21 protein-coding genes and 2 riboswitches are annotated in these 24,641 nt (G+C 31.1%); all 21 genes read right to left on the bottom strand.

Annotated elements, in window-relative coordinates:
* Positions 1-120: 120 nt before the first annotated feature.
* The 21 genes from ACI48Q_RS14640 to ACI48Q_RS14540 all read right to left on the bottom strand — a co-directional run bounded on the left by ACI48Q_RS14640 (position 121) and on the right by ACI48Q_RS14540 (position 24,555).
* Positions 121-2,124, bottom strand: a complete 2,004-nt coding sequence (locus tag ACI48Q_RS14640; protein ID WP_474919857.1) for a triple tyrosine motif-containing protein — start codon at positions 2,122-2,124, stop codon at positions 121-123.
* Between the two features lie 244 nt (positions 2,125-2,368).
* A complete protein-coding gene (locus ACI48Q_RS14635; protein ID WP_474919856.1) occupies positions 2,369-2,809 on the bottom strand; it encodes a YaiI/YqxD family protein in 441 nt (146 codons plus the stop codon).
* 3 nt (positions 2,810-2,812) lie between these two features.
* Positions 2,813-4,168 carry a glucose-6-phosphate isomerase gene (locus ACI48Q_RS14630; protein ID WP_474919855.1) on the bottom strand — a complete coding sequence of 452 codons (1,356 nt, stop codon included), beginning with the start codon at positions 4,166-4,168 and terminating at the stop codon, positions 2,813-2,815.
* 261 nt (positions 4,169-4,429) lie between these two features.
* Entirely contained in the window at positions 4,430-5,959 is a 1,530-nt protein-coding gene (guaA, locus tag ACI48Q_RS14625) for a glutamine-hydrolyzing GMP synthase (protein WP_474919854.1), read from the bottom strand.
* A gap of 37 nt (positions 5,960-5,996) precedes the next feature.
* Positions 5,997-7,451 carry an IMP dehydrogenase gene (guaB, locus tag ACI48Q_RS14620; protein ID WP_474919853.1) on the bottom strand — a complete coding sequence of 485 codons (1,455 nt, stop codon included), beginning with the start codon at positions 7,449-7,451 and terminating at the stop codon, positions 5,997-5,999.
* Between the two features lie 136 nt (positions 7,452-7,587).
* Positions 7,588-7,685: riboswitch (purine riboswitch) on the bottom strand.
* Between the two features lie 147 nt (positions 7,686-7,832).
* Complete coding sequence (galE, locus tag ACI48Q_RS14615) at positions 7,833-8,828, bottom strand: UDP-glucose 4-epimerase GalE (RefSeq protein ID WP_474919852.1); 996 nt, start codon at positions 8,826-8,828, stop codon at positions 7,833-7,835.
* Positions 8,829-8,863: 35 nt separating this feature from the next.
* Positions 8,864-9,604 (bottom strand): prepilin peptidase, encoded by a 741-nt coding sequence (locus ACI48Q_RS14610; RefSeq protein ID WP_474919851.1) that lies wholly within the window; start codon positions 9,602-9,604, stop codon positions 8,864-8,866.
* Positions 9,605-10,051: 447 nt separating this feature from the next.
* Positions 10,052-11,680 carry a chaperonin GroEL gene (gene groL / locus ACI48Q_RS14605; RefSeq protein WP_474919850.1) on the bottom strand — a complete coding sequence of 543 codons (1,629 nt, stop codon included), beginning with the start codon at positions 11,678-11,680 and terminating at the stop codon, positions 10,052-10,054.
* A 30-nt stretch (positions 11,681-11,710) separates the two neighbouring features.
* A complete protein-coding gene (groES, locus tag ACI48Q_RS14600) occupies positions 11,711-11,995 on the bottom strand; it encodes a co-chaperone GroES (protein WP_474919849.1) in 285 nt (94 codons plus the stop codon).
* 195 nt (positions 11,996-12,190) lie between these two features.
* The gene (locus ACI48Q_RS14595) at positions 12,191-12,901 is read right to left on the bottom strand and encodes a TVP38/TMEM64 family protein (protein WP_474919848.1); all 711 of its coding nucleotides are present in this window, start codon (positions 12,899-12,901) and stop codon (positions 12,191-12,193) included.
* A gap of 41 nt (positions 12,902-12,942) precedes the next feature.
* Entirely contained in the window at positions 12,943-13,827 is an 885-nt protein-coding gene (locus ACI48Q_RS14590; RefSeq protein WP_474919847.1) for a DNA-3-methyladenine glycosylase family protein, read from the bottom strand.
* 90 nt (positions 13,828-13,917) lie between these two features.
* Positions 13,918-14,325 (bottom strand): C-GCAxxG-C-C family (seleno)protein, encoded by a 408-nt coding sequence (locus ACI48Q_RS14585; protein WP_474919846.1) that lies wholly within the window; start codon positions 14,323-14,325, stop codon positions 13,918-13,920.
* Positions 14,326-14,514: 189 nt separating this feature from the next.
* Positions 14,515-15,900 carry an NADPH-dependent glutamate synthase gene (gltA, locus tag ACI48Q_RS14580; protein WP_474919845.1) on the bottom strand — a complete coding sequence of 462 codons (1,386 nt, stop codon included), beginning with the start codon at positions 15,898-15,900 and terminating at the stop codon, positions 14,515-14,517.
* Positions 15,900-16,766, bottom strand: coding sequence for a sulfide/dihydroorotate dehydrogenase-like FAD/NAD-binding protein (locus ACI48Q_RS14575; protein ID WP_474919844.1), 867 nt, complete (start codon positions 16,764-16,766; stop codon positions 15,900-15,902). Before ACI48Q_RS14575 ends, gltA begins: the two co-directional genes overlap by 1 nt.
* A gap of 159 nt (positions 16,767-16,925) precedes the next feature.
* A riboswitch (glycine riboswitch) is annotated at positions 16,926-17,018 on the bottom strand.
* A gap of 325 nt (positions 17,019-17,343) precedes the next feature.
* Positions 17,344-18,510, bottom strand: a complete 1,167-nt coding sequence (locus ACI48Q_RS14570; RefSeq protein WP_474919843.1) for an iron-containing alcohol dehydrogenase — start codon at positions 18,508-18,510, stop codon at positions 17,344-17,346.
* Positions 18,511-18,899: 389 nt separating this feature from the next.
* Positions 18,900-19,748 (bottom strand): 3-hydroxybutyryl-CoA dehydrogenase, encoded by an 849-nt coding sequence (locus ACI48Q_RS14565; protein WP_474919842.1) that lies wholly within the window; start codon positions 19,746-19,748, stop codon positions 18,900-18,902.
* A 168-nt stretch (positions 19,749-19,916) separates the two neighbouring features.
* The gene (locus ACI48Q_RS14560) at positions 19,917-20,927 is read right to left on the bottom strand and encodes an electron transfer flavoprotein subunit alpha/FixB family protein (protein ID WP_474919841.1); all 1,011 of its coding nucleotides are present in this window, start codon (positions 20,925-20,927) and stop codon (positions 19,917-19,919) included.
* 25 nt (positions 20,928-20,952) lie between these two features.
* On the bottom strand, positions 20,953-21,738 hold the full coding sequence (locus ACI48Q_RS14555) for an electron transfer flavoprotein subunit beta (protein WP_474919840.1): 786 nt from the start codon (positions 21,736-21,738) through the stop codon (positions 20,953-20,955).
* A 13-nt stretch (positions 21,739-21,751) separates the two neighbouring features.
* The gene (locus ACI48Q_RS14550; RefSeq protein WP_474919839.1) at positions 21,752-22,891 is read right to left on the bottom strand and encodes an acyl-CoA dehydrogenase; all 1,140 of its coding nucleotides are present in this window, start codon (positions 22,889-22,891) and stop codon (positions 21,752-21,754) included.
* A 26-nt stretch (positions 22,892-22,917) separates the two neighbouring features.
* On the bottom strand, positions 22,918-23,697 hold the full coding sequence (locus ACI48Q_RS14545; RefSeq protein WP_474919838.1) for a short-chain-enoyl-CoA hydratase: 780 nt from the start codon (positions 23,695-23,697) through the stop codon (positions 22,918-22,920).
* Positions 23,698-23,916: 219 nt separating this feature from the next.
* On the bottom strand, positions 23,917-24,555 hold the full coding sequence (locus tag ACI48Q_RS14540; protein WP_474919837.1) for a redox-sensing transcriptional repressor Rex: 639 nt from the start codon (positions 24,553-24,555) through the stop codon (positions 23,917-23,919).
* Positions 24,556-24,641 lie beyond the last annotated feature (86 nt).

The following is a 24,641-nucleotide window of genomic DNA, read 5'->3' as shown; positions in this document are numbered from 1 at the left end:
CCAAACCTATGCTTACTTTTTATATAAATGAAGAATTATTTTTTGCTGTAATCTACTGTTTCTCTTATATTAATATTATATTGAATTTTTCATCCAATTTCAACAACTACTGACGTTAATTTACATAATCTCCATTTCTAAAGTAGAATAATCCTCATAGGCGTAATTAGAATAATTATTTTTACATAGGGCTATTATTTTATAGTAGCCTTTGTGAAAGGGAATAAATGTATAATAATTCTTTTTACTATATTTTTGTATTAATTTCCATTCTTTTTTTTCCATTAAATAAAATTCATAGAGAACATCTTTTCCACCATCACAGTCTGCGGTTACATTAACTGCTTCATTTTGCTTCACTTCATCTTTATCTAAATATACTCTGCAATTAGTTAAAGGTGGACCATCTAGAACTTTAAACCTTATTACCTTCTTAGAGTCATATTTATTAGTACTCCACAAATTTTTGCAATATATTTCTATAGTATATACTCCGCTGCATTTAGGATTAATTTTAAGTTTCTTATTCTTTGAAAATTCTGTTTCCTCTACTTCTCTATCATTTATATTTACTTTATATTCTGCTAAAGTATTTTTTGTGTCCTCAGCAACAACCTCGAAGATTATTTCTTCTCCAATAAGATAATAATCTTTGTTATCCCATAGAACATAGTCTATTTTTGCTGGAATGAACTCTTTACACTCTACATAAATTACTGAATGAGCATCGTATTCTCTTTTAGAACGAGGATGTTTTACTTTAATTTCAATTTCATATTTTCCTATTTCTTCTGGTATGAAATCTATAAAGTCTTTTTCATTATATTCAAATACCTCTACTTCTTCATCCTCCTTCAATACTATAAATTCATATAAGAGTTCTCTTCCACCCCTTGAATTAACTTTAATATTTAAAGGCTCCCCTATCAATAAATCTTTTCTCTTATCTAAAATAATTTCTTCTATGGATATTCCCCTAGTATAATCTTCATCTATGGAGAATTCTATCACCGACTTATCTTCATAATCCTCAGCACATCTCTTATCTTTTACCAATACTTCTACTCTATATTCTCCACATTGCTTAGGTGTCCATTTATAGCTGCCGTTGCTTATATACTTTGAGCTTTCACTTGCATTTCCATCAATAATGAACTTATAAAATAAATTTTGTCCCCCAGAACATATACATTTAAACTCTATTGGAGTACCATTTATTTGTGGTGAACTTAAATCTGATGTAAAACTTAAAATTTTAACTGGCTTATAAGGCACCACAGTATAATGCATTATTGCTCTATCATCATAACTATTTGGAGAATACATATCTTTAACTATACATAAGAGTCGAAATTTTCCTGGTTTTTTTTCATATATACTCACCAGTCTCTTACTAGAAAAGTCCTGTACTACCTCCATAGTACCATCCTCATAAATCTTCATAAATTTATAAATTAAGTTCATTTTATCATCACAAGAAGCAGTTACCTCAAAAAATATTTCATTGTTTATAACGATTTCCTCTGTGAGACATTGGAAATCTGTTATCTTTGTTTTCTCCATAGGACTAACATTAAACTCCACAGTTTTAAAATCATCAAATTGATTCGATGATTTTTCATCTTTACACTCTACTAACAATTCTGATCTCCCCTCGCATTTTGGAGTAAAACTAAGTAGTGTATCCATATTATAGTCTCTTATCAAGTTCCATTTATAATCTTCCTTTATCCAATATCTGCACATAATAGGAAGTCTACTGGTTATTACATTAATCTCTAACTTTTCACCTATCTTTATATTGGAACTATTAATCTCTATATCTTTAATTAAGCTTTCTTCTACTGATCCTATTATAAAATCAGTCCTAGAGTTAAAATCATGAGACCTTTTACTATCTTCTTTTTTTGCCAATACCAAAATTATATATTTACCGTCATTCTCTGGCTTCCATAGAGCATAGTTATCCCTACTAAAATCTTTTATTGTTTCCCAAACCCCATCATATCCAACTACAAATCTATATAATAAGTCTTCTCTTATCTTATTTTCTATATAAATTTTTACTTCCTTATGCTTCTGTTGAGGACTTGGTAAGTTTGTCCCAATAATCATCTCATTCATATCCTTCCACCCCCGCAATACACCAAGAATATGCTATCATTAACTCACTATCTTTTATTATACTATATTTCCATATTATGTAACAGAATTTATTGTAAGATTATCCTGTTTTAATTTATTGTTCCTTATACTACTTACTTTATTTTTTACATTAGACAAATAGGCTTAACTATAAAATTAAACCTCTTTGAAAAATTATTCTTCAAAGAGGCTTCATATCCTTTAATTTTACGTTAATAAATTTCTATATGTTACTACAATTTATTAGCTTTATTAACCCATTTCTCAATCTTTCATCATCTTCTATATTTCTTTTCTTATGTTTCGAGGTTTTAGCTCCACTTCTCCTAGCTTTCGCAGACATATGTCTTTCAAATAGTAATTTATCTATATTATTATTTGAATATATATGACCTGCAGGACTTATGGCATAAGATTTTTTCCCTAAAACCATGGCCGCAACCCCATAGTCTTGTGTAACTATAATATCCTTCACCGTAGCTTCATTAGCAATTTTCATATCTACCGTTTGAAATCCACTATCCACATAAATCACTTGTGCATAGTCACTATGGATTGCATGATTAATATCACAGTAAATTATCAGCTCTAATTCGTTATTTCTAGCCACTTCTTCTATTATGTCTCTTCCTGCACATCCATCACCATCTACTATAATTCTCATACTCTATTCCTTTAATCTTTCATTTAGACTTTTTTGCAGTTCTTCATAACCAGGTTTTCCAAGTAGAGCAAACATATTTTTCTTATATGCCTCTACCCCTTCTTGATTAAATGGATTTATTTCCAATAAATATCCTCCTATGGCACATGCTTTTTCAAAAAAATAAATCAACTCACCTAAAGCTCTAGGCGTAAGTTCTTTAAGGTTTATAACTATATTAGGCACTCCTCCCTCTACATGCGCTAGTAGAGTTCCCTCCATAGCCTTTTTATTTACAAAGTCAATAGTTCTTCCAGATAAAAAATTTAATCCATCTACATTCTCTTCATCATTCTTAATAGTTATATCAACCTTTGGTGTTTCTACATTGATTACGGTCTCAAAAATATTCCTCATTCCATCTTGAATGTATTGTCCCATGGAATGCAAATCTGTAGAAAAGTTTACTGATGCAGGGAATATACCCTTTCCATCTTTTCCATGGCTTTCTCCATATAATTGCTTAAACCATTCACCAAAATACTGAAGACATGGTTCATAATTTACCAATATTTCAGTAGTTTTCCCCATCTCATATAAAAGATGCCTTACTGCTGCATATTCATAGCAAGGGTTATCTTCAATCTCTCTTGAAGCATAATTATTTCTTGCTATTGCTGCTCCCTCTAATAATTCTTCTATCTCAACGCCTGATACTGCAATTGGAAGTAATCCTACTGGTGTTAACACTGAAAATCTTCCTCCCACATCATCTGGTATTATAAAAGTTTCATAACCTTCTTTTTCAGCTAATTTCCTTAATGCACCCTTTTCCTTATCTGTGGTTACAAATATTCTATTTTTACTTTCTTCTTTTCCATATTTATTTTCTAAAAGCTCTTTAAATATTCTAAATGCAATAGCTGGTTCCGTGGTAGTTCCAGATTTAGATATAACATTAATAGAAAAATCCTCATCTTTAACTAGTTGAATTAGATGAGAAAGATAAGTAGAACTTATATTATTTCCTGCAAAATATACCGCTGGAACCTTTCTAACTTCACTTGATAAATTATTGAAAAAACTATGATTTAAAGCTTCTATTACAGCCCTTGCCCCTAAATATGATCCCCCAATTCCTATTACAATAAGAACCTTAGAGTTACTTTGTATTTTTTTACTGGCCTTTTTTATTCTCTCAAACTCATCTTTATTATAAGTTTCAGGTAAATCCATCCATCCTAGAAACTCATTACCTGCTCCAATTCCCTCATATAATATATCATGACTATTACTAATTGATTCTTTTAAATTTTTTATATATTCTTTAGGCACAAAGGTCTCTAAATTTTTTATATTTAAACTTATGGATGTACTCATTCTAAAACCTCCAAATTTATATAAATATATTATTTTAAAGTTTATAGCTATATTATATAGATATTCAGTAACATTATACCATTATTCTTCTAAATCTTACATGAATAGTTATACTTTAATATATTATTCAAAACACTTAGATATTATAAAAGCAAAAAAGACAAATAGTTATCATGTATACATGATAACTATTTGTCTTTTTAGTTTTGGGTGTGATTCTATTTTAACATGTGTTAAATGTTAATAGCTAATTTGTCTATTTTATTCCCACTCAATAGTTGAAGGTGGTTTAGAAGTTACATCATAAACAATTCTGTTTATTCCTTGTACTTCATTTACAATTCTACGAGACACCTTATCTAGCACCTCATATGGGATTCTTGCCCAATCTGAAGTCATTCCATCTGAAGACGTAACAGCTCTTAGTGCTACTGTATGGCAGTAGGTTCTTTCGTCTCCCATAACCCCAACAGATTGGATGTTTGGAAGGCATGCAAAGTATTGCCATATTTTGCTTTCAAGATTTGCTATAGCTACTTCTTCTCTAAATATTGCATCAGCCTCTCTAACTATCTCTAGTTTTTCCTCAGTAACTTCACCAAGCACTCTTATTGCAAGGCCTGGTCCTGGGAATGGCTGTCTCCATACTAAGTGATGTGGAATTCCAATCTCTTCTCCCACTGCTCTAACTTCATCTTTAAATAATTCTCTTAGTGGCTCTATTAACTCAAAGGTAATGTCCTCTGGTAACCCTCCAACATTATGGTGGCTCTTTATAGTAGCTGAAGAGTTAGTTCCACTCTCTACTACATCAGCATAAATAGTTCCCTGTACTAAGAAATCTATTTCACCTAGTTTGTTTGATTCTTCTTCAAATACTCTTATGAATTCTTCTCCAATGATTTTTCTCTTTCTCTCTGGATCAGAAACTCCCTTAAGTTTTCCAAGGAATCTATCTTGAGCATTAACTCTTATAAGATTCATGTCAAAGCCTTTTCTAAATATCTCTTCAACCTGATCTCCTTCATCTTTTCTAAGTAACCCATGATCTACAAACACACAAGTTAAATTTTTTCCTATTGCTTTATGAACAAGTACCGCTGCTACAGAAGAATCTACTCCTCCTGATAATGCACAAAGTACTTTCTTATCTCCAACTAATTCTTTAATTGCCTTAATTTTTTCTTCTGCAAAAGAAGCCATTGACCAATCGCCCTTTACTTTACATACATTATATAAGAAATTTTTAAGCATTTGTTTTCCGAATAGAGTATGTTCAACCTCTGGATGGAACTGTACTCCATAAAGTTTCTTATCTTCATTGCACATTGCAGCTATTGGACATTGATCTGTTTTTCCTATGATTTCAAAGCCTTGTGGTGCACTTTCTATAAAGTCTGTATGGCTCATCCAGCATTGATTTTCTTCTATGTTACTAAATAATGAATTATTTTCATTTAAATTAACTTCTGTCTTTCCATACTCTCTAACTGGTGCAGTTTTAACTACTCCACCTAAAGTATGAGACATCAATTGAGCTCCATAGCATATTCCAAGGATAGGAATGTTAAGTTCAAATATTCCATTCTCAACTCTTGGTGCACCTTCTCCATAAACACTGTTTGGGCCACCAGTGAATATTATTCCTTTTGGATCTAATTCTTTTATCTTATCTACTGAAATAGTATAAGGAACTATTTCACAATATACTCCATTTTCTCTAACTCTTCTTGCTATTAATTGATTATATTGACCTCCGAAGTCAACTACCAATACTAATTCTCTGCTCATAGATTTAGCCTCCTTTAAATATTAGCTCTACTATAGATTATTGAGTTACACTATAGTTTGGAGCTTCCTTAGTTATTACTATATCATGAGGATGGCTTTCTCTAAACCCTGCTGAAGTTTGAACTACAAAATTTGCAGTCTCATATAGGTCTCTTAAAGTAGCTGCTCCCAAATATCCCATTCCTGAACGAATACCACCAATTAATTGGTAAATAGTCTCTACCACAGTTCCTCTGTAAGGAATTCTTCCCTCAACACCTTCTGGAACCAATTTTTTATTATCTTCTTGGAAATATCTATCCTTACTTCCATTAGCCATAGCTCCTAAGGAACCCATTCCTCTATATACTTTATAGCTTCTTCCTTGATACATTTCAACTTCTCCTGGTGCCTCTTCACAACCAGCAAATAATGAACCCATCATACAAATGTTAGCTCCTGCTGCTAATGCCTTAACTACATCTCCAGAATATTTTAATCCTCCATCAGCTATTACTGGAACACCATACTTTTCTGCTTCCTCTACGCAGTCCATAACCGCTGTAAGTTGAGGTACTCCTACTCCAGCTACTACTCTAGTTGTACATATAGAACCAGGTCCTATTCCAACTTTTACACAATCTGCTCCTGCTTCTATTAAATCTTTAGTAGCTTCTGCTGTAGCTACATTTCCTGCTATTATTTGAAGTTCTGGATATTTAGCTTTAACTTGCTTAACCGCTTCTAAAACTCCTCTTGAATGTCCGTGAGCAGTATCTATAGTTATAACATCTACATGAGCTGCTGCCAATGCATCTACTCTATCCATTAAATCTTTAGTAACTCCAACTGCTGCTCCACAAAGTAATCTTCCACCTTGGTCTTTTGCAGCATTAGGAAATTTAACTGCCTTTTCTATATCTTTTATAGTTATAAGTCCCTTTAGATTAAATTCACCATCTACTAATGGTAGTTTCTCTATTTTATGTTTTGCAAGTATTGCCTTAGCTTCATCTATACTTGTTCCTTCAGGTGCAGTTATTAAATTCTCACTAGTCATAACTTCACTTACTTTTTTCGTATAATTTGTTTCAAAAACTATATCTCTATTAGTAATTATACCAACTAATTTTCCATTCTCAGTAACTGGTACCCCTGATATTCTATACTTAGACATTATATCCATTGCGTCTTGAATAGTATTTTCTCTTCCAGTAGAAAAAGGATTAACTATTACTCCATTTTCTTGTCTTTTAACTCTATCAACTTCACTAGCTTGAGCTTCTATTGACATATTTTTATGTATAATTCCTATTCCACCTTCTCTTGCCATAGCAATTGCCATCTTAGATTCAGTAACTGTATCCATTCCAGCACTCATAAGTGGTAAGTTTAATTGTATCTTCTTAGTTAAGTTTGTTTTTAATGTAACATCTTTAGGAAGTACTTCTGATTTATTTGGAACTAATAAAACATCATCAAATGTGTACGCTTGCTTTAAAATCTTTGCCATAATAAAACACCCTCTCTTTCAGTAATTATATATTTAACTCTTATTAACTTTTAAATCTACAAACAAAAAATGCTAGGTTTCTCATATAGATTAAATTAATCCTATAAGTAAAACTAGCATGCCCAATTAAACAATTAACACACCTTATTTTACCCATAGTCAGAAATTTTCGGTTTCCGGTAGATACTCCTTGCCATATTCAAGGTATATATGAGAAATAAATATATATAATATTAAATTTTTATAGTATCAATGTATTTATTACATCTATTTTATTTAAATGGCCATGCTTTGTCAAGGATTAATTTTGATTTGGTTACCTGTAAATTTTTGGACGTATTATAAAATGCATTACTTTTATCATTAAATTTCAATAATAAATTAAATTTTTTTTATAAAATTCCATAAATCCATGCACATATCCTCCAAATTATATTTACATTCCCATCCCAGTAATTCCTTAGCTTTTTTAGTATCCGCATAACTAATGGCTATATCCCCTAATCTTCGTGATGTAAACTCATACTTTATATTAAGTCCACTGATTTTTTCAAAGGTTTTAATTACTTCAAGAACACTATAACCTACACCTGTTCCTAGATTATATACTTCAATGCCTTTATTATTTCTAATTCTATTCAATGCTTTAATATGACCATTAGCAACATCACAAACATGTATATAATCTCGTATGCATGTACCATCAGAAGTATTATAATCATTTCCATATATATTAAGATGAGTCTGCTGACCTATTGCAGCATTTGCAATAAGTGGAAGAAGATTATTTTGTATAACTTTCGGATTTTCTCCATTTAATCCACTCTTATGAGCTCCTATAGGATTAAAATATCGTAGCAGTATAATGCTCCACTGATTGTCAGATATATATAAATCTCTTAAAAATTCCTCAATCATAAGCTTTGTTCTTCCATATGGGTTTGTGGCAGAAAGCGGCATTTCCTCTACAAGCGGTGATATATTACTGGTTCCATATACTGTAGCCGAAGAACTGAAAACTAAATTCTTACAAGAATATTTGTTCATTACTCTGCAAAGTGTAATAGTCCCTACCATATTATTGTTATAGTATTTAAGTGGTAATAAAATTGATTCCTCTACTGATTTCAATCCAGCAAAATGAATAACAGCTTCAATTTCATTTTCTTCAAAAACTGATTCCAAATCTTTTTCATTCAAAACATCAGTGTCATAAAATTTAACATTTTTACCTGTAATTTTTTCTATACAACTAGCTGTTTCATATTTTGAATTAGAAAGATTATCCACTATTATAACCTGATTACCTTCATTAAGAATTTCTATACATGTATGACTTCCAATATATCCCATACCACCGGTTACTAAAATAGCCATAACTCTTCACCCCATGCTTTTGATATTTATTAATATTATAAAATATACATATTCCATATCTTTAATCCTGAAAAAATAGTTATTATCACTGATATAAATATAAATGGTCCTAAGGGTATATAATCTTTTCTATTTTTTAGTTTAAACACTATTAATATCATGCTTATAATGGCTCCTATTATGAAAGTTAAAAAAAGCATTATTAATGTATACTTCCATCCCAGAAAAATTCCACAAAGTGCACATATCTCTATGTCCCCTTCACCCATTCCTCCAACTGTATAAACTATTAATGCAATGAGGCCTCCTCCTATAAATCCTCCAAGTAAATAATTTATAAAGGAACTCTTTAATAAGATTGCCTCTGCTACTATAAAAATTACTCCTAGTATAATACCTAAATACGTTGTATTTGAATATACGTAATTAGTTTCAAAATCTATAATGCTAATAACAATTAAAAAACAAATTAAAACTATATATTTAAAAGCTAAAAATGAAAATCCATAGGTTAAATATATCAAAAGGAATAAAACTCCAGTAACTAATTCAATTAATGGATATATATAAGATATCGCTACTTTACAATTTCTACATTTTCCTTTTAACAATACATAGCTTAATATAGGTATTAAGTCATACACTTTTATCTGTGTTCCACAATTTCTGCAATGGGATTGCATAGATACTATAGATTCCTCCTTAGGAATCCTGTAAATACATACATTCAAAAAGCTTCCTATTACAATTCCAAATATGAAAACTATAATCTCCATACTTACTCTCCTTAATTTTATTTTAACTATAGTATTTAAATTTATATTTTGAATTTCATTATTGTATTTTATTTATGATTTTGCATAAAAAAATAGCCGAAATACACCTACTCCATTTAAATTCATAATCAATTACTTTATAACTAATTATAAATTTATATACATCAGCCTGTGTATTATATATTATTACATATTCTGTATATTATGTAAATTATTTTAATTTAGTTTTCTAATCTTATATCAAATATAGGTAACGACACATTTAAATTCTTCCTTTATATAGATTTCAATAATGTAGAAACTTAATTACAACTTATCTATATTGTTTCAATTTTATTTCTATTATGATAAAAGACATTGTGCTATCTCGTTAACACAATGTCTTTTCAATATATAATCATAAAAAAAGAGTACCCATCTATGAGTACTCTTTTCTTGTATTTAATTCTAGTACATTCCATCCATTCCCATTCCTGGAGCTCCACCCATTGGTGCTGGATTCTTTTCAGGAATATCTACAACTGCAGCCTCTGTTGTTAAGAATGTTGCTGCTACTGATGCTGCATTTTGTAATGCGCTTCTAGTAACCTTAGTTGGATCAACTATACCAGATTTGATCATATCAACAAATTCTCCTCTTAAAGCATCATATCCAACTTCTACACCTGAAGTTCTAACTCTTTCTACTATTACTGAAGCTTCATCTCCAGCATTTGTAGCTATTTGTCTTAATGGCTCTTCTAATGCTTTTTTAACGATGTTTATACCAACTTGAACTTCTGATATATCAGATGTCAATTCAGAAACCGCTTCTATAGCATTAATATATACTGTACCACCACCAGCTACTATTCCTTCCTCAACTGCTGCTTTTGTAGCTGCAAGAGCATCTTCTATTCTAAGTTTTCTTTCTTTTAATTCTGTTTCTGTAGCAGCTCCAACTTTGATTACAGCTACTCCCCCTGCAAGCTTCGCAAGTCTTTCATTTAATTTTTCTCTGTCAAATTCAGAAGTTGTATCTTCTATTTGCTTTTTAATTTGGTTAACTCTACTGTCTATATCAGCTTTATTTCCTCTACCATTAACTACTATAGTTGTTTCTTTAGAAATTTTTACACTTTCAGCTCTTCCAAGCATTTCTACTGTAGTATCTTTTAAATCGTGGCCTAATTCTTCAGAAATAACTGTTCCACCTGTAAGTATTGCTATATCTTGAAGCATTTCTTTTCTTCTGTCACCAAAGCCTGGAGCCTTAACAGCTACACATGTAAATGTACCTCTTAATTTATTAACTACTAATGTAGCTATTGCTTCTCCCTCTACATCTTCAGCAATTATTAACAATTTCTTACCAAACTGAACTATTTGCTCAAGAACTGGTAATATTTCTTGTATATTGCTTATTTTCTTATCTGTTATTAATATATATGGATCATCTAAATTAGCTTCCATCTTATCTGTATCTGTTACCATGTATGCACTTAAGTATCCTCTGTCAAATTGCATTCCTTCAACTACATCAAGTTCTGTTCCCATAGTTTTAGATTCTTCAACAGTAATAACACCTTCATTACCTACTTTTTCCATAGCTGTAGCAATTAATGCTCCTATTTCCTCATCTGATGCTGAAACAGCTGCAACTCTTGCTATATCTTCTTTTCCGTCTACTTGCTTAGAATGTTTTTTAATCTCTTCAACAGCTTTATCAACTGCTAATTTGATACCGTTTCTTATTAACATAGGATTTGAGCCTGCGGTAACATTTTTTAATCCTTCTCTTATTATTGCTTGAGCTAAAACTGTTGCAGTAGTTGTTCCATCTCCAGCTACATCATTAGTTTTATTAGCTACCTCTTTAACTAGTTGAGCTCCCATATTTTCATATGCATCCTCAAGTTCTATTTCTCTAGCTATAGTAACACCATCATTAGTTATAAGTGGTGATCCAAACTTTTTATCTAATACTACATTTCTTCCCTTTGGCCCTAATGTAACTTTAACTGTATCTGCAAGAGTGTCTACCCCTCTTTGCATTGATCTTCTTGCTTCTTCACCAAATAAAATACTCTTTGCCATAATAACCCTCCTACTATTAATCTAAATTTATTATTCAATAACCGCTAATATATCTTCTTGTTTTAAAATTATATACTCTTGATCCTCAAATTTAATTTCATTTCCAGAATATTTAGAGAATAATACTTTGTCTCCTACTTTTACTTCCATTTTTATTTCTTTTCCGTGAGAAACTGTTCCTGGTCCTACTGCAACAACCTCAGCTTCTTGTGGCTTTTCTTTAGCTGCTCCCGTTAAGACAATTCCGCTCTTTGTAGTTTCTATTGCCTCTAGTCTTTTAATAACAACTCTGTCACCAAGTGGTCTAATATTCATAAAAAAACCTCCTATACCTCAATGTAATATATTTTATTATTAACTCTAATCCGTTCTATTAGCACTCATCTTCATCGAGTGCTAATTATACTATTATAATAAAGAAATATGCTAGTATTATCAAATGTATGAATGTTGATAAAACCTTAAAATTACGCTGTAATCTATGAATACATATGATTACCTCTTATTCTCTCATGATTTCTTCTTTTTTTTCTTAATTACTCTATGAAAGAAGTCTATAATTTTATTTCCTTTAAAAATTCCTATAATAAAGAGTAAAGATGCAATTATTGCAATAGTTATAACTGATGCGTAGTTTTGATTATGTACTCCATGACCAAAAAATGCTGATACAATTATCCATGGAACTCTACCAAGAGATGAATATATTATAAAATCCTTTATTGTTACTTTCGAAATTCCTGCTACATATACTAATATATCTTTAGGTATACCAGGAATAAAGTATATAATAAATATTACAAGATTATTACTTCCAGTATCTAATATTTTCTTGATTCTAGTAAGATTCTTTCTCTCTATCAAATTATTTATGTACTTTTTACCCAAAGTTCTAGCTATATAATAACCTAGCACACTTCCAGTTATTATTCCTATTGATGATAGTATAGAACCAAGAACTGGTCCAAATACATATCCTCCTACAATCTGCACTACTTCTCCTGGAATAAAAAATACAATAACTTGAAGTACTTGAATCAATACAAAGGCTATCATACTATAATGCCCAAAGGATAATATAAGATCCTTTAAAGCGTATGGATCTTTAAAAACAGTAAACCTATTTGAAAAATAATAGTACGCCATACCTATCAATACTATTACAGCCGTCCAGATAAATCCTTGCCATATGTATTTTTTAATACTTCTATTTTTGTTCATTACTTAATATTCCCCCTTTATCCAGATTTTGTACAATGTGTTTACTCGCCTATTTTTATATTATTTTCCCTTGCATAATAAAATAGATATTGTTGTGCGAATCCAGACAATTCTCCAAATTTCTCTCTTCCAAAAGTCCTTATTTTAGGAAGTGATACATCTGGCGCCAAATAAAAAAATTGCATAGCTCTTTTAACCCAAACATCTACAGGAAATGCAGAGTATTTCTCCATAGAAAACAACATTATACAATCAGCTACTTTGGGACCAACCCCACTAAAACTCTGTAATCCATCATGACATTCATCATCATTACCTGACATTATATCTTTCAGATTATATTTTTTATTTTTTAAATCTTCTATAGCTTTCATTATATATTTGCTTCTAAACCCTACCCCTAAGGTATCTATCTCTTCTATAGTTGCATCCTTTAATTGATCTACACTAGGGAATGCATAATAAGCTTTCCCTTTATACTCAAGCTTACTTCCATAAGTTTTACTAATATTTTCTATAGCTCTTTTTATCATGGGAATTCTATTATTTGCAGAAGTTATAAAGGAGATTAACATTTCAAAAGGATCTTGTTTCAATATTCTAATACCCTTACCAAATTCCACAGCCTTCTTTAATAGTTCATCTTTACTTAATTCATCCTTTATACTTTCATAATCTCTACTTAAATCAAAATATTCACACCATATATTATTAAAGTCATCTAAATTAGTGTTATATATGATAACATCAGTGCCTCTTTTTTCAATTTCTATAACTTTACCAAAAGCCACACCTATATAATTGTCGTTTTCTTGTCTATTCCATCTAAAGCATTGTCCACAATCAAATATATGTGGTAACTCAAAATTCCTTACATTCTTTAATATAATACTACTTTCCCCTTGTATTACTTCTGTAAAATCCATTATCTATCACAGCCTTTCAAATCAATTTTATAGAAATAGTGCTAAGAATATTCTCAGCACTATCCCTATAAATTATTCTTTTCACATATTTTATGTATTTAATTCTCTCTTGATAATTTTATCTAATATAATAGCACCCTTTTCTATAATTTTAAAACATCTTGTTTCTTCATCTCTATATCTTTCTTTTAATTTTAAACAATTATCTGTATTACATTCATTAATAAAGCTTTCTATAAATTCAGCTGTCAGTGACTTAACTCTATCACTTTCATGAGCTCTATCTACAGTAAATAATAATCCAAATACTGATATAGCTCCCGTTATTACACCACAAGTGCTCCCAACTGCCATTCCACCACCAAATGCAGCCATAACTTTAAAAGTTTCCTTTGTAAGATTTAGGTTATATTCTTCGTTAGCAGCATATAGCATTGTTTCTGAACAGTTTAAATCATATTCCTCACTATAAAACTTTTTAACCTTATCTAATAGCATTATACCCCTCCCCATTATTATTAACATAATCCTTATCTTTATTTATACTATAAAAAAAACATCTTTAAAAGCTTTTTATTTACTTTCAAAGATGTTTTTATACATCTAGAGATCTTGAATTTTAAAATTCAAATTTAGTTTTAAAATCTAGCATAATATTATAATATATTTTATATCTTATACTCTAAATTATAGACTAGAAAGTTTTTCATCTATTGCTTTTGCAGCTTTCTTACCGGCTTCCATAGCGAGTATAACTGTTGCCGCTCCTGTAACAGCATCTCCACCTGCATACACATTCTCTTTTGATGTTAATCCGGTATCTTCCTCTGCTACAATACATTTATATTTATTTATATCTAATCCTTCAGTAGTAGATGGAATCAATGGGTTCGGTGAAGTTCCTAAAGACATTATTACTGTGTCACACTCTAATATGAACTCAGAACCCTTAACTACTTGAGGTCTTCTTCTTCCTGATTCATCAGGCTCTCCAAGCTCCATTCTAACACACTTCATACCTTTAACCCATGCATTCTCATCTCCAAGTATTTCTACCGGATTAACAAGCAAGTCCATTATTATGCCTTCTTCTTTTGCATGATGAACTTCTTCAACTCTAGCTGGAAGTTCAGCTTCACTTCTTCTATATACTATATGTGTTTCTGAACCTAATCTTAATGCAGTTCTAGCAGCATCCATAGCAACGTTTCCGCCTCCAACAACAGCTACTACTTTTCCTGATTTTATAGGTGTAGCATATTCATTTTTGAAGGCTTTCATCAAGTTGTTTCTTGTTAAGAATTCATTAGCTGAAAATACTCCATTTAAATTCTCTCCCGGAATTCCCATAAATTTAGGAAGACCTGCTCCTGAACCTATAAATACTGCTTCATATTTTTCATCATTTAACAACTCATCTATAGTAACAGTTTTACCTACAACCACATTTGTCTCTATTTTAACTCCTAATTTTCTTAGGTTATTTATTTCATGTTTAACTACAGTTTCTTTTGGTAATCTAAATTCTGGAATTCCATAAACTAAAACCCCACCTGGTTCATGTAGTGCTTCAAATATAGTTACATCATAACCCATCTTAGCTAAATCACCAGCGCAAGTAACCCCTGCTGGACCTGAACCTATTACCGCAACTCTCTTATTTTTCTTTTCTATTGCCATAGTTAAGTCTAAATTATTTTCTCTAGACCAATCTGCAACAAATCTCTCAAGTTTTCCTATAGCTACTGCTTCTCCTTTAATCCCTAATACACATTTGCTTTCACATTGTAATTCTTGTGGGCAAACTCTTCCACATACTGCTGGAAGTGCTGTGTATTTATCTAATGCTCTTGCAGCTTCTGCAAAGTCACCATTTTTTACATGTTGTATAAATTCAGGTATATCTATAGCTACAGGACATTTAGATACGCATGGCTTATTTTTACAGTTTAGACATCTTGAAGCTTCTTGTATTGCTTCTTCATTAGTATATCCCAAACAAACTTCTTGAAAGTTTGTAGCTCTTACTTTTGCATCTTGTTCACTTATGGGAGTTCTCTTCATTCTATCCATTACTGATTTCCTCCTCTTTTACAGTTTGTATCAATGGTGTCTTTTGTGCATTCCTCGTTCTTATACATTGTTAATCTCTTTAATGCTTCATCAAAATTCACTTTATGGCCATCAAATTCTGGTCCATCAACACAAGCAAATTTAGTTTCATCTCCAACTGTAATTCTACAAGCTCCACACATTCCTGTTCCATCTACCATTATTGGATTCATACTTACTATAGTTTTAATGCCTAGCTCTTCTGTTAACTTACATACAAACTTCATCATTATCATTGGCCCTATTGCGATTACTAAATCATATTTCTTGCCTTCATTCTGCACTAATTCTTTTAGCTGATTTGTAACCATTCCTTTAAATCCATATGATCCGTCATCTGTTGTTACATAAACATTATCTGCTACAGATTTCATTTCTTCTTCTAAAATAACCATTTCTTTGTTTTTATATCCCATAATTACATCAGCTTTAATTCCATTATTATGTAGCCATTTTACTTGAGGATATACAGGAGCAGCTCCTACACCACCTGAAATAAATATGATTTTTTCATTTTTCAAACTTTCTAAATCTTCATGTAATAATTCTGAAGGCATACCTAGCGGTCCAACAAAATCGTAGAAGCTATCTCCTTCTTCATAATTTTGCATTTCTTTTGTAGTACATCCAATAGTTTGAACAACTATCGTAACAGTTCCATTTTCTGGATTTGTATCACATACTGTTAAAGGCACTCTTTCACCCTTCTCATCCATTCTTATTATTATAAATTGGCCCGGTTTAGCTGATTTTGCTACTCTTGGAGCTTCAATTCTCATTAAAAAAATTGAAGGAGCTAACATTTTCTTCTCAATAATCTTATACATATTACTTTCCTCCATATTAAATAATTGGTTATTTAATTTATATAATTATTACTAGTGTAAGCTTTTTAAAAGCTTTAGGTATATGAAATAAAATAACAAGTCAAAAATATGCCTTATTAAAAACATAAAAAATGGACAGTCAAAAAGCATCAAATAATACTATTTTCACCTGTCCTTTTATCTGAAAGATTCCCCAAATAATTTTAGGTTGCTTCTTCGATGCTCATATTGAGTCTCTCCAGGAGCGTGTCCAATTATTATTCAAAACCTGAAAGCTTTTGAATAATCCATAGTACTATTATTCATTTCTTCTTCGGTTACCTCTAATAAAAAGGTATCTCTAATAATTTTCATTCACATAATATTTACTTTTATCACTTATATTCTATAATTTTAAATAAATTTAGTCAACCTCTTTAAAAATCATTGTCAAAATATTTCAAATTCTTTTTATATTATTCTATTCTTTTTTTATTTCTTTAATTGAATTCTAACCTTTATCACTTCATGTTATTAGTTGTTCCAATATGTAAGTAAATAAACTGCAAACATTAAGCCTACAGTCTATTTTTTAGTATTAGAAATCTACTTTTACTCCATTATATATACAATTAAATAATTTTTTCATTTCTTCTACTGAAATTTCTCTAGGATTAGACCCGGTACAAGCATCTGCTATGGCATTTTCTGATATATATTGTAGATTTTTGTTAAAATTTTCTTCTGAAACTCCATAATCTTTTAATGTAGTCGGTATGTCCATAGTTACACATAATTTTTTAATAGCCTCAGTAAGAGCATCTACTAATTCTTCATCACTATTTCCGTTTAAGCCCATATTTTTAGCTATTTGGGCATATCTATCCATGCACACTTTTTTATTAAAATCTATAACATATGGTAAGTATATAGCATTAGCACATCCATGTGGAATATCAAATATTGCTCCCGTTTTATGTGCCATGGAATGAGTAATCCCTAATAGCGCATTAGAAAACGCCATTCCTGCCAAACATTGTGCTATATGCATACTATCTCTAGCTACTTCATCTTCATTATATGAATTAATCATATTATCATTTACCATTTCTATGGCCTTCATTGCTAATGGGTCTGAGAATGGTGACCTTAATGCTGCTACATAAGCTTCTATTGCATGAGTTAGTGCATCCATTCCAGTATGTGCTGTTAATGTCTTAGGCATCTTCATTGCAATTTCAGAATCTAATATAGCTATGTCTGGAGTGATATTAAAGTCAGCTAATGGATACTTAATTTTCTTCTTATAATCCGTAATTACTGAAAAAGCAGTAACCTCTGTTGCTGTTCCACTAGTAGATGGTATGGCAATAAATCTTGCTTTATTTCTTAGAGTAGGAATTGTAAACGGATTTTTTATATCATCAAAAGTTAGCTGAGGATACTCGTAAAATACCCACATAGCCTTTGCTGCATCTATAGGAGAGCCTCCTCCAATTGAAACTATCCAATCTGGCTGAAAACTTCTCATAGCCTCAGCGCCCCTCATAACAGTTTCTATGGACGGGTCTGGTTCTACACCTTCAAAAAGTTCAACTTGAATTTTAGCTTCTTCTAGATATTTCTTAACTTTATCTAAAAAACCAAATTTCTGCATTGAACTTCCACCTGTAACAATTATAGCCTTTTTACCTGTTAAGGTTTTTAATACTTCTAAAGAATTTTTCCCATAATAAATATCCCTTGGTAATGTAAATCTGTTCATAATTATTCCCTCCCATGAAATTTATTATAATTGAATTAGTTAAAAATATAACTAATTTACAACTTAATTATATTACTTTCACAGTAAATTTCAATATGATTTATGCAATAATTAATATAATTCACAATTATTTTATTATTTCGACTATTTATGATAGTAAATAATTTATGTTACATTGTCAATTATTAATCAAGCTATAACCGAGCTTTAAAATATTATTAAAATTAAATTACACCATTACCACTATATACTTTTAATAGGACTAATATGCAGCCCTAATTAATCCAATTTTATATTTAAGCCTATTTGCATTATGTAGTTCCATTATTACAATCTATATATAAATAAATAAAAGGAGATTATGTTTACATAATCTCCTTTTATTTATTCTATTTATTATAATCAAAGAATCCTTTTTTGGTTTTTCTTCCTAATAATCCTGCTCTAACATATTTCCTCAATAAGTTATGAGCTCTATACTTAGAATCTCCTGTTTCCTTATATAATACATCCATTATAGCTAAGCAAACATCTAGTCCAATTAAATCTCCAAGAGCTAATGGTCCCATTGGATGATTTGCTCCTAGCATCATAGCTTTGTCTATATCTTCTGCACTAGCTATTCCTTCTGCAAATATACAAACAGCTTCATTAATCATCGGTACTAGTATTCTGTTTACTACGAAACCTGGAGCTTCTTCAACAAGTACTGGCTCTTTACTAATACTCTCAACTAAAGCTTTCATTGAAGCATATGTTTCTTCTGAATTAGCCATTCCTTTTATTATTTCAACTAGCTTCATTACTGGAGCCGGATTAAAGAAATGTAGTCCTATAACTTTGTCCGGTCTTTTTGTAGCTGTACCAATTTCGGTTATTGATAGTGAAGATGTATTAGTTGCAAGAATTGCCTCTGGTTTACAAATTTCATCTAACTCTGCAAATATTTTTTTCTTTATTTCCATATTTTCTACAGCTGCTTCAATTACTAAATCTACATCATTTAATAAATTCATATCTGTAGTTCCACTTATTCTTGTTAATGTGTTTTCTACTTCTTCGCTAGACATTTTTCCTTTAGCTGCTAACTTTTCTAAATTCTTTTGAATTCCTGCTATTCCTTTTTGAACAAATTCATCCTTTATATCTCTTATAATTACTTCATAACCCTTTACAGCAAATGCTTGGGCTATACCAGCTCCCATAGTTCCTGCTCCGAGAATACAAATTTTTTCCATATTAAAACACCCCTTAATTTGATAAACTAAGTAGGTTACTGTTATAATAGCCTACTATTATATTCTATCACAAAACCCTTAATATAAGAAGGTTACCCGAAAGAAATTAAGTTATAATGCAGAAAAAACTACGAATAATCGTAGTTTTTCTGTACTATATAAAGCTAATTAAGCTTGTTTAACTTTTCTAATTTCCTCAGCTAATGCTGGAAGTATTTTAGAATAGTCTCCAACTAATGCTACATCAGCAGCCTTCATTATTGGAGCATCTGCATCTTTATTTATAGCTATGATAAAATTAGACTCTTGCATTCCAGCTAAGTGTTGGATTGCTCCAGAAATACCACATGCTATATATACTGTAGGTCTTACAGTTTTTCCTGTTTGTCCTACTTGTACTGCCTTCTCTACCCAACCGTTATCTACAGCTGCTCTTGATCCTGCTACTGTTCCTCCGATTGCATCTGCTACATCTTTAAGTAGTTCAAAATTTTCTTTGCTTCCTATTCCTCTTCCACCTGATACGATGAAATCAGCTTCAGTTATATCTACCATTTCTTTTGTAGATTTAACTACTTCTATAACTTCTGTTCTGATGTCTTCTTTTGATAATTTAACATCAAATTTCTCAACTTTAGCAGTTCTTCCTGCATTCTTTTCAAGCTTTTCAAAAACTCCTGGTCTTACTGTAGCCATTTGTGGTCTATGATCTCCACAAACGATTGTAGCCATTAAGTTTCCTCCAAATGCTGGTCTTGTCATTAATAAGTTGTTGTTTTCTGCATCTACTGCTAATGATGTACAATCAGCTGTTAATCCAGTTTCTAGTCTTCCTGCTACTCTTGGTCCTAAATCTCTTCCAATGTAGCTTGCTCCTATAAATACTACTTCTGGTTTCTGTGCATTAATAACATCAGTTATAACTTTTGCATATCCATCAGTTGTATAATGACTTAATAATTCGTGATCGCATACTAATACTCTATCTGCACCAAATGCAACTAATTCTTTAGTCATTTCTTCTATGTTTGTATGTCCAAGAAGTAACGCAGTAAGCTCTACTCCTATTGTATCTGCTATTTCTCTACCTTTTCCTAGTAGTTCTAATGCAACCTTTTGTAATTCTCCATCTCTTTGCTCTGCAAAGACCCAAACACCTTTGTAATCTGCTATATTCATGGTTATTCCCTCCTAATTTTAAATCCTAGATGAAGTGTTTTTCTTTTAATTTAGCTACAGCAACTTTTGCTGCTTCTTTTGGTTCTAAAGTTAAGATTTCTCCTTGACCTTTAGCTTCTTTAGTCATTGATTTCTTAACCTTTGTTGGTGAACCTTTTAATCCTAATTTAGCTACATCAACATTGATGTCAGCAACACTCCATACTTTGATTTCTTTTTCTTTAGCCATTGAGAATATGTTTTTAACGTTCATGTATCTTGGAACGTTTAAAGTTTCGATAGCTGTTAAAAGAACTGGAGTTTTAACTTTTAAGTTCTCATATCCATCTTCCCATGCTCTTCTTACTTTTAATTCACCTTCTGCTAATTTAGAAACTTCTTCAACATAAGTGATTTGTGGAATATTTAAGTGCTCAGCAATTTCTGGTCCAACTTGTGCTGTATCTCCATCAATAGCTTGTCTTCCTGCAAATATTACATCATAATCTAAGTTTTTAATAGCAGCTGCTAATGCGTGAGATGTAGCTAATGTATCAGCTCCTGCAAAAGCTCTATCTGTAACTAGGATAGCTTCGTCAGCTCCCATAGCTAAACCTTCCTCTAGTGCTACTTTAGCTTGTGGAGGTCCCATTGTTATAAGAGTAACATGAGCACCGTATTTATCTTTCATTGCTAATGCTTCTTCTAAAGCATTTTTGTCATCTGGATTTATTATTGAAGGAACACCATCTCTTATAAGAGTTCCTGTTTTTGGATCTATTTTAACTTCATTTGTATCTGGTACTTGTTTTACACAAACAACTATTTTCATCTTCAACTACCTCCTATTTTAAAACGTTAGCTGCGATAACCATTCTTTGAACTTCAGAAGTTCCTTCATAGATTTCAGTTATCTTAGCGTCTCTCATCATTCTTTCTACTGGATATTCTTTTGTATATCCGTATCCACCAAATATTTGAACTGCTTTTGTAGTTACTTCCATAGCTACTTCTGAAGCAAATAATTTAGCTCTTGCAGCGTCTAATGAATATGGAAGACCTTTGTCTTTTCTGTCTGCTGCTTTATAAACTAAGTTTCTAGCTGCTTCAACTTTAACATCCATATCAGCTACCATCCATTGTAATCCTTGGAATGCTGATAATGGTTTTCCGAATTGTTTTCTTTCTTTCATGTAAGCAACAGCTTCATCTAGAGCTCCTTGAGCAAGTCCTAGAGCTTGAGCTGCTATTCCAATTCTTCCTCCATCTAGAGTTTGCATAGCTATTGAAAATCCTTTTCCTTCTTTTCCAAGCATGTTCTCTTTTGGTACTATACAATTTTCAAATACTAATTCAGTTGTTGAAGATGCTCTTATTCCTAATTTTTCTTCAACTTTTCCTATTGAGAATCCTGGGAAGTCTTTCTCAACTATGAAAGCTGTTATTCCTCTTGTTCCTTTTGATTTATCAGTCATAGCAAATACTACAAATGTATCAGCTACTCCTCCATTTGTTATGAATATTTTTGAACCATTTAATACATAATGGTCTCCTTCTAAAACAGCTGTTGTTTGTTGTCCAGAAGCATCTGTTCCAGCATTTGGCTCAGTTAATCCAAAAGCACCTAATTTCTCACCTTTAGCAAGTGGAGTTAAATATTTTTCTTTTTGCTCTTGTGTTCCAAACATATATATTGGAGCTGCACATAATGATGTATGAGCAGAAACTATAACACCTGTAGTTCCACAAACCTTAGAAAGTTCTTCTACTGTCATAGCATAAGATACGTTGTTTCCACCTGCTCCACCAAACTCTGTTGGGAATGGTATTCCCATCATGTTATATCTAGCCATTTTTTTAACATTTTCCACTGGGAATTCTTCTGTTTCATCTATTTCAGCTGCTATAGGTTTTACTTCATTTATAGCAAATTCTCTTACAAGTTGTCTTACAAATTCTTGTTCTTTACTTAACGAAAAGTTCATTTTCCATACCTCCAATTATTAACGGATTATCTATTATTAAAATGCTTGTCTCTTTTTTCTAAGAAAGCAGTCATACCTTCTTTTTGGTCTTCCGTAGAGAAACAAAGTCCGAAAACTTCTGCCTCATACATAACACCACTATCTATGTCCATCTGCATACCTTTATTAATAGCTGATTTACACATCCTTACAGCAATAGGTGCATTTTTAGCTATTTTAGTAGCCATGTCCATAGCTTCTTGCAAAAGATTTTCTGGTTCCACAACCTTATTTACTAGTCCAATTCTTAATGCTTCTTCTGCATTTATCATTTCACAAGTATATATTAGTTGTTTTGCCATTCCTTCTCCTACTAATCTTGCTAATCTTTGAGTTCCTCCAAAGCCTGGTGTTATACCTAATCCAGCTTCCGGTTGGGCAAATTTAGCTTTAGATGATGCTATTCTTATGTCACATGCCATAGAAAGCTCGCATCCTCCTCCAAGAGCAAAACCATTTACTGCTGCTATTACAGGCTTTTCCAACATTTCTAATTTTCTAAAAACTTTATTTCCAAGTGTTCCAAATTCTCTTCCTTGAAGTGAATTTAACTTTTGCATTTCTGAAATATCAGCTCCAGCAACAAAAGCTTTTCCTTCACCTGTTAATAAAACTACATATACATCTTCATCTTTTGAAACTTCATCAATTACACTATTAAGTTCTTTCAGTGTATCTGAATTTAAAGCATTTAAAGCTTTTGGTCTGTTTATTTTGATAACTGCTATGTTGTCATTTTTTTCAAGAATAATGTTGTTATAACTCATTTTTAATTCCCCCATGAACGTACTTAGTATCGTTTATTATTTTGTTAATTTAATAACAAAATAATAGTGATTGAATCCAAGGACCTCAATCACTATTATACTGCTATTATATATACTTTTCAACTTGATTTGAGAAATTCCTATATATTTTTTAAATTTTCATAAGATTAAACCATTATTTTTAAATTTTATTAATTTTATTTTTAAAAATATATCATTTTATTCCATTTCTCGTTCGTTTAATAAATAACTTAGTGTCATCAAGCTTTCACTTAAATGTACATTTTCAACAATGATATCTTCTGGAACCTTCAAATCTATTGGAGCAAAGTTCCATATAGCTTTAACTTCATTTTTTATTACTATATCACACACACTTTGTGCTCTATTTTTAGGAACACATATTATTGCAATATGTACTTTATTTTCTCTTAAAAAACCTTCTAATTCATCTATATCCTGCACTTCTACATCTCGTATTTTCAGACCTATTAATTTTACATTAATATCAAAAATACCTTTTAAATTAAATGCCATTTTCGTAAACTTTGTATAATTAGCTATTGCCTGACCTATGTTACCAGCACCTATAATTACAGTATTATATTCTTTATTTAAACCTAATATTAAGGATATCTGATAGAGCAATTCCTTTACATTATACCCATATCCCTGTTGTCCAAAATCTCCAAAACAATTTAAATCTTGTCTTATCTGCGAAGCAGTAAATCCAATTTTCTCGCTTAATTCTTTTGAAGATATTCTATCTACATCATTTTTTTCTAACTCTCTTAAATATCTATAATACTTCGGAAGTCTTTTAATTACTGCCATTGATATATTCTTTTTTCTATCCACCATCTTCACTCCTTACTTAAGTTTTTAAAATTTTTTATATCTTATACTAAGTATACTTTTAGCCTAATATTTCAAATTAATTCTTC

This window comes from Clostridium sp. LXY-7, assembly GCF_056172015.1.
This window is presented reverse-complemented; position numbering and strand designations above follow the sequence as displayed.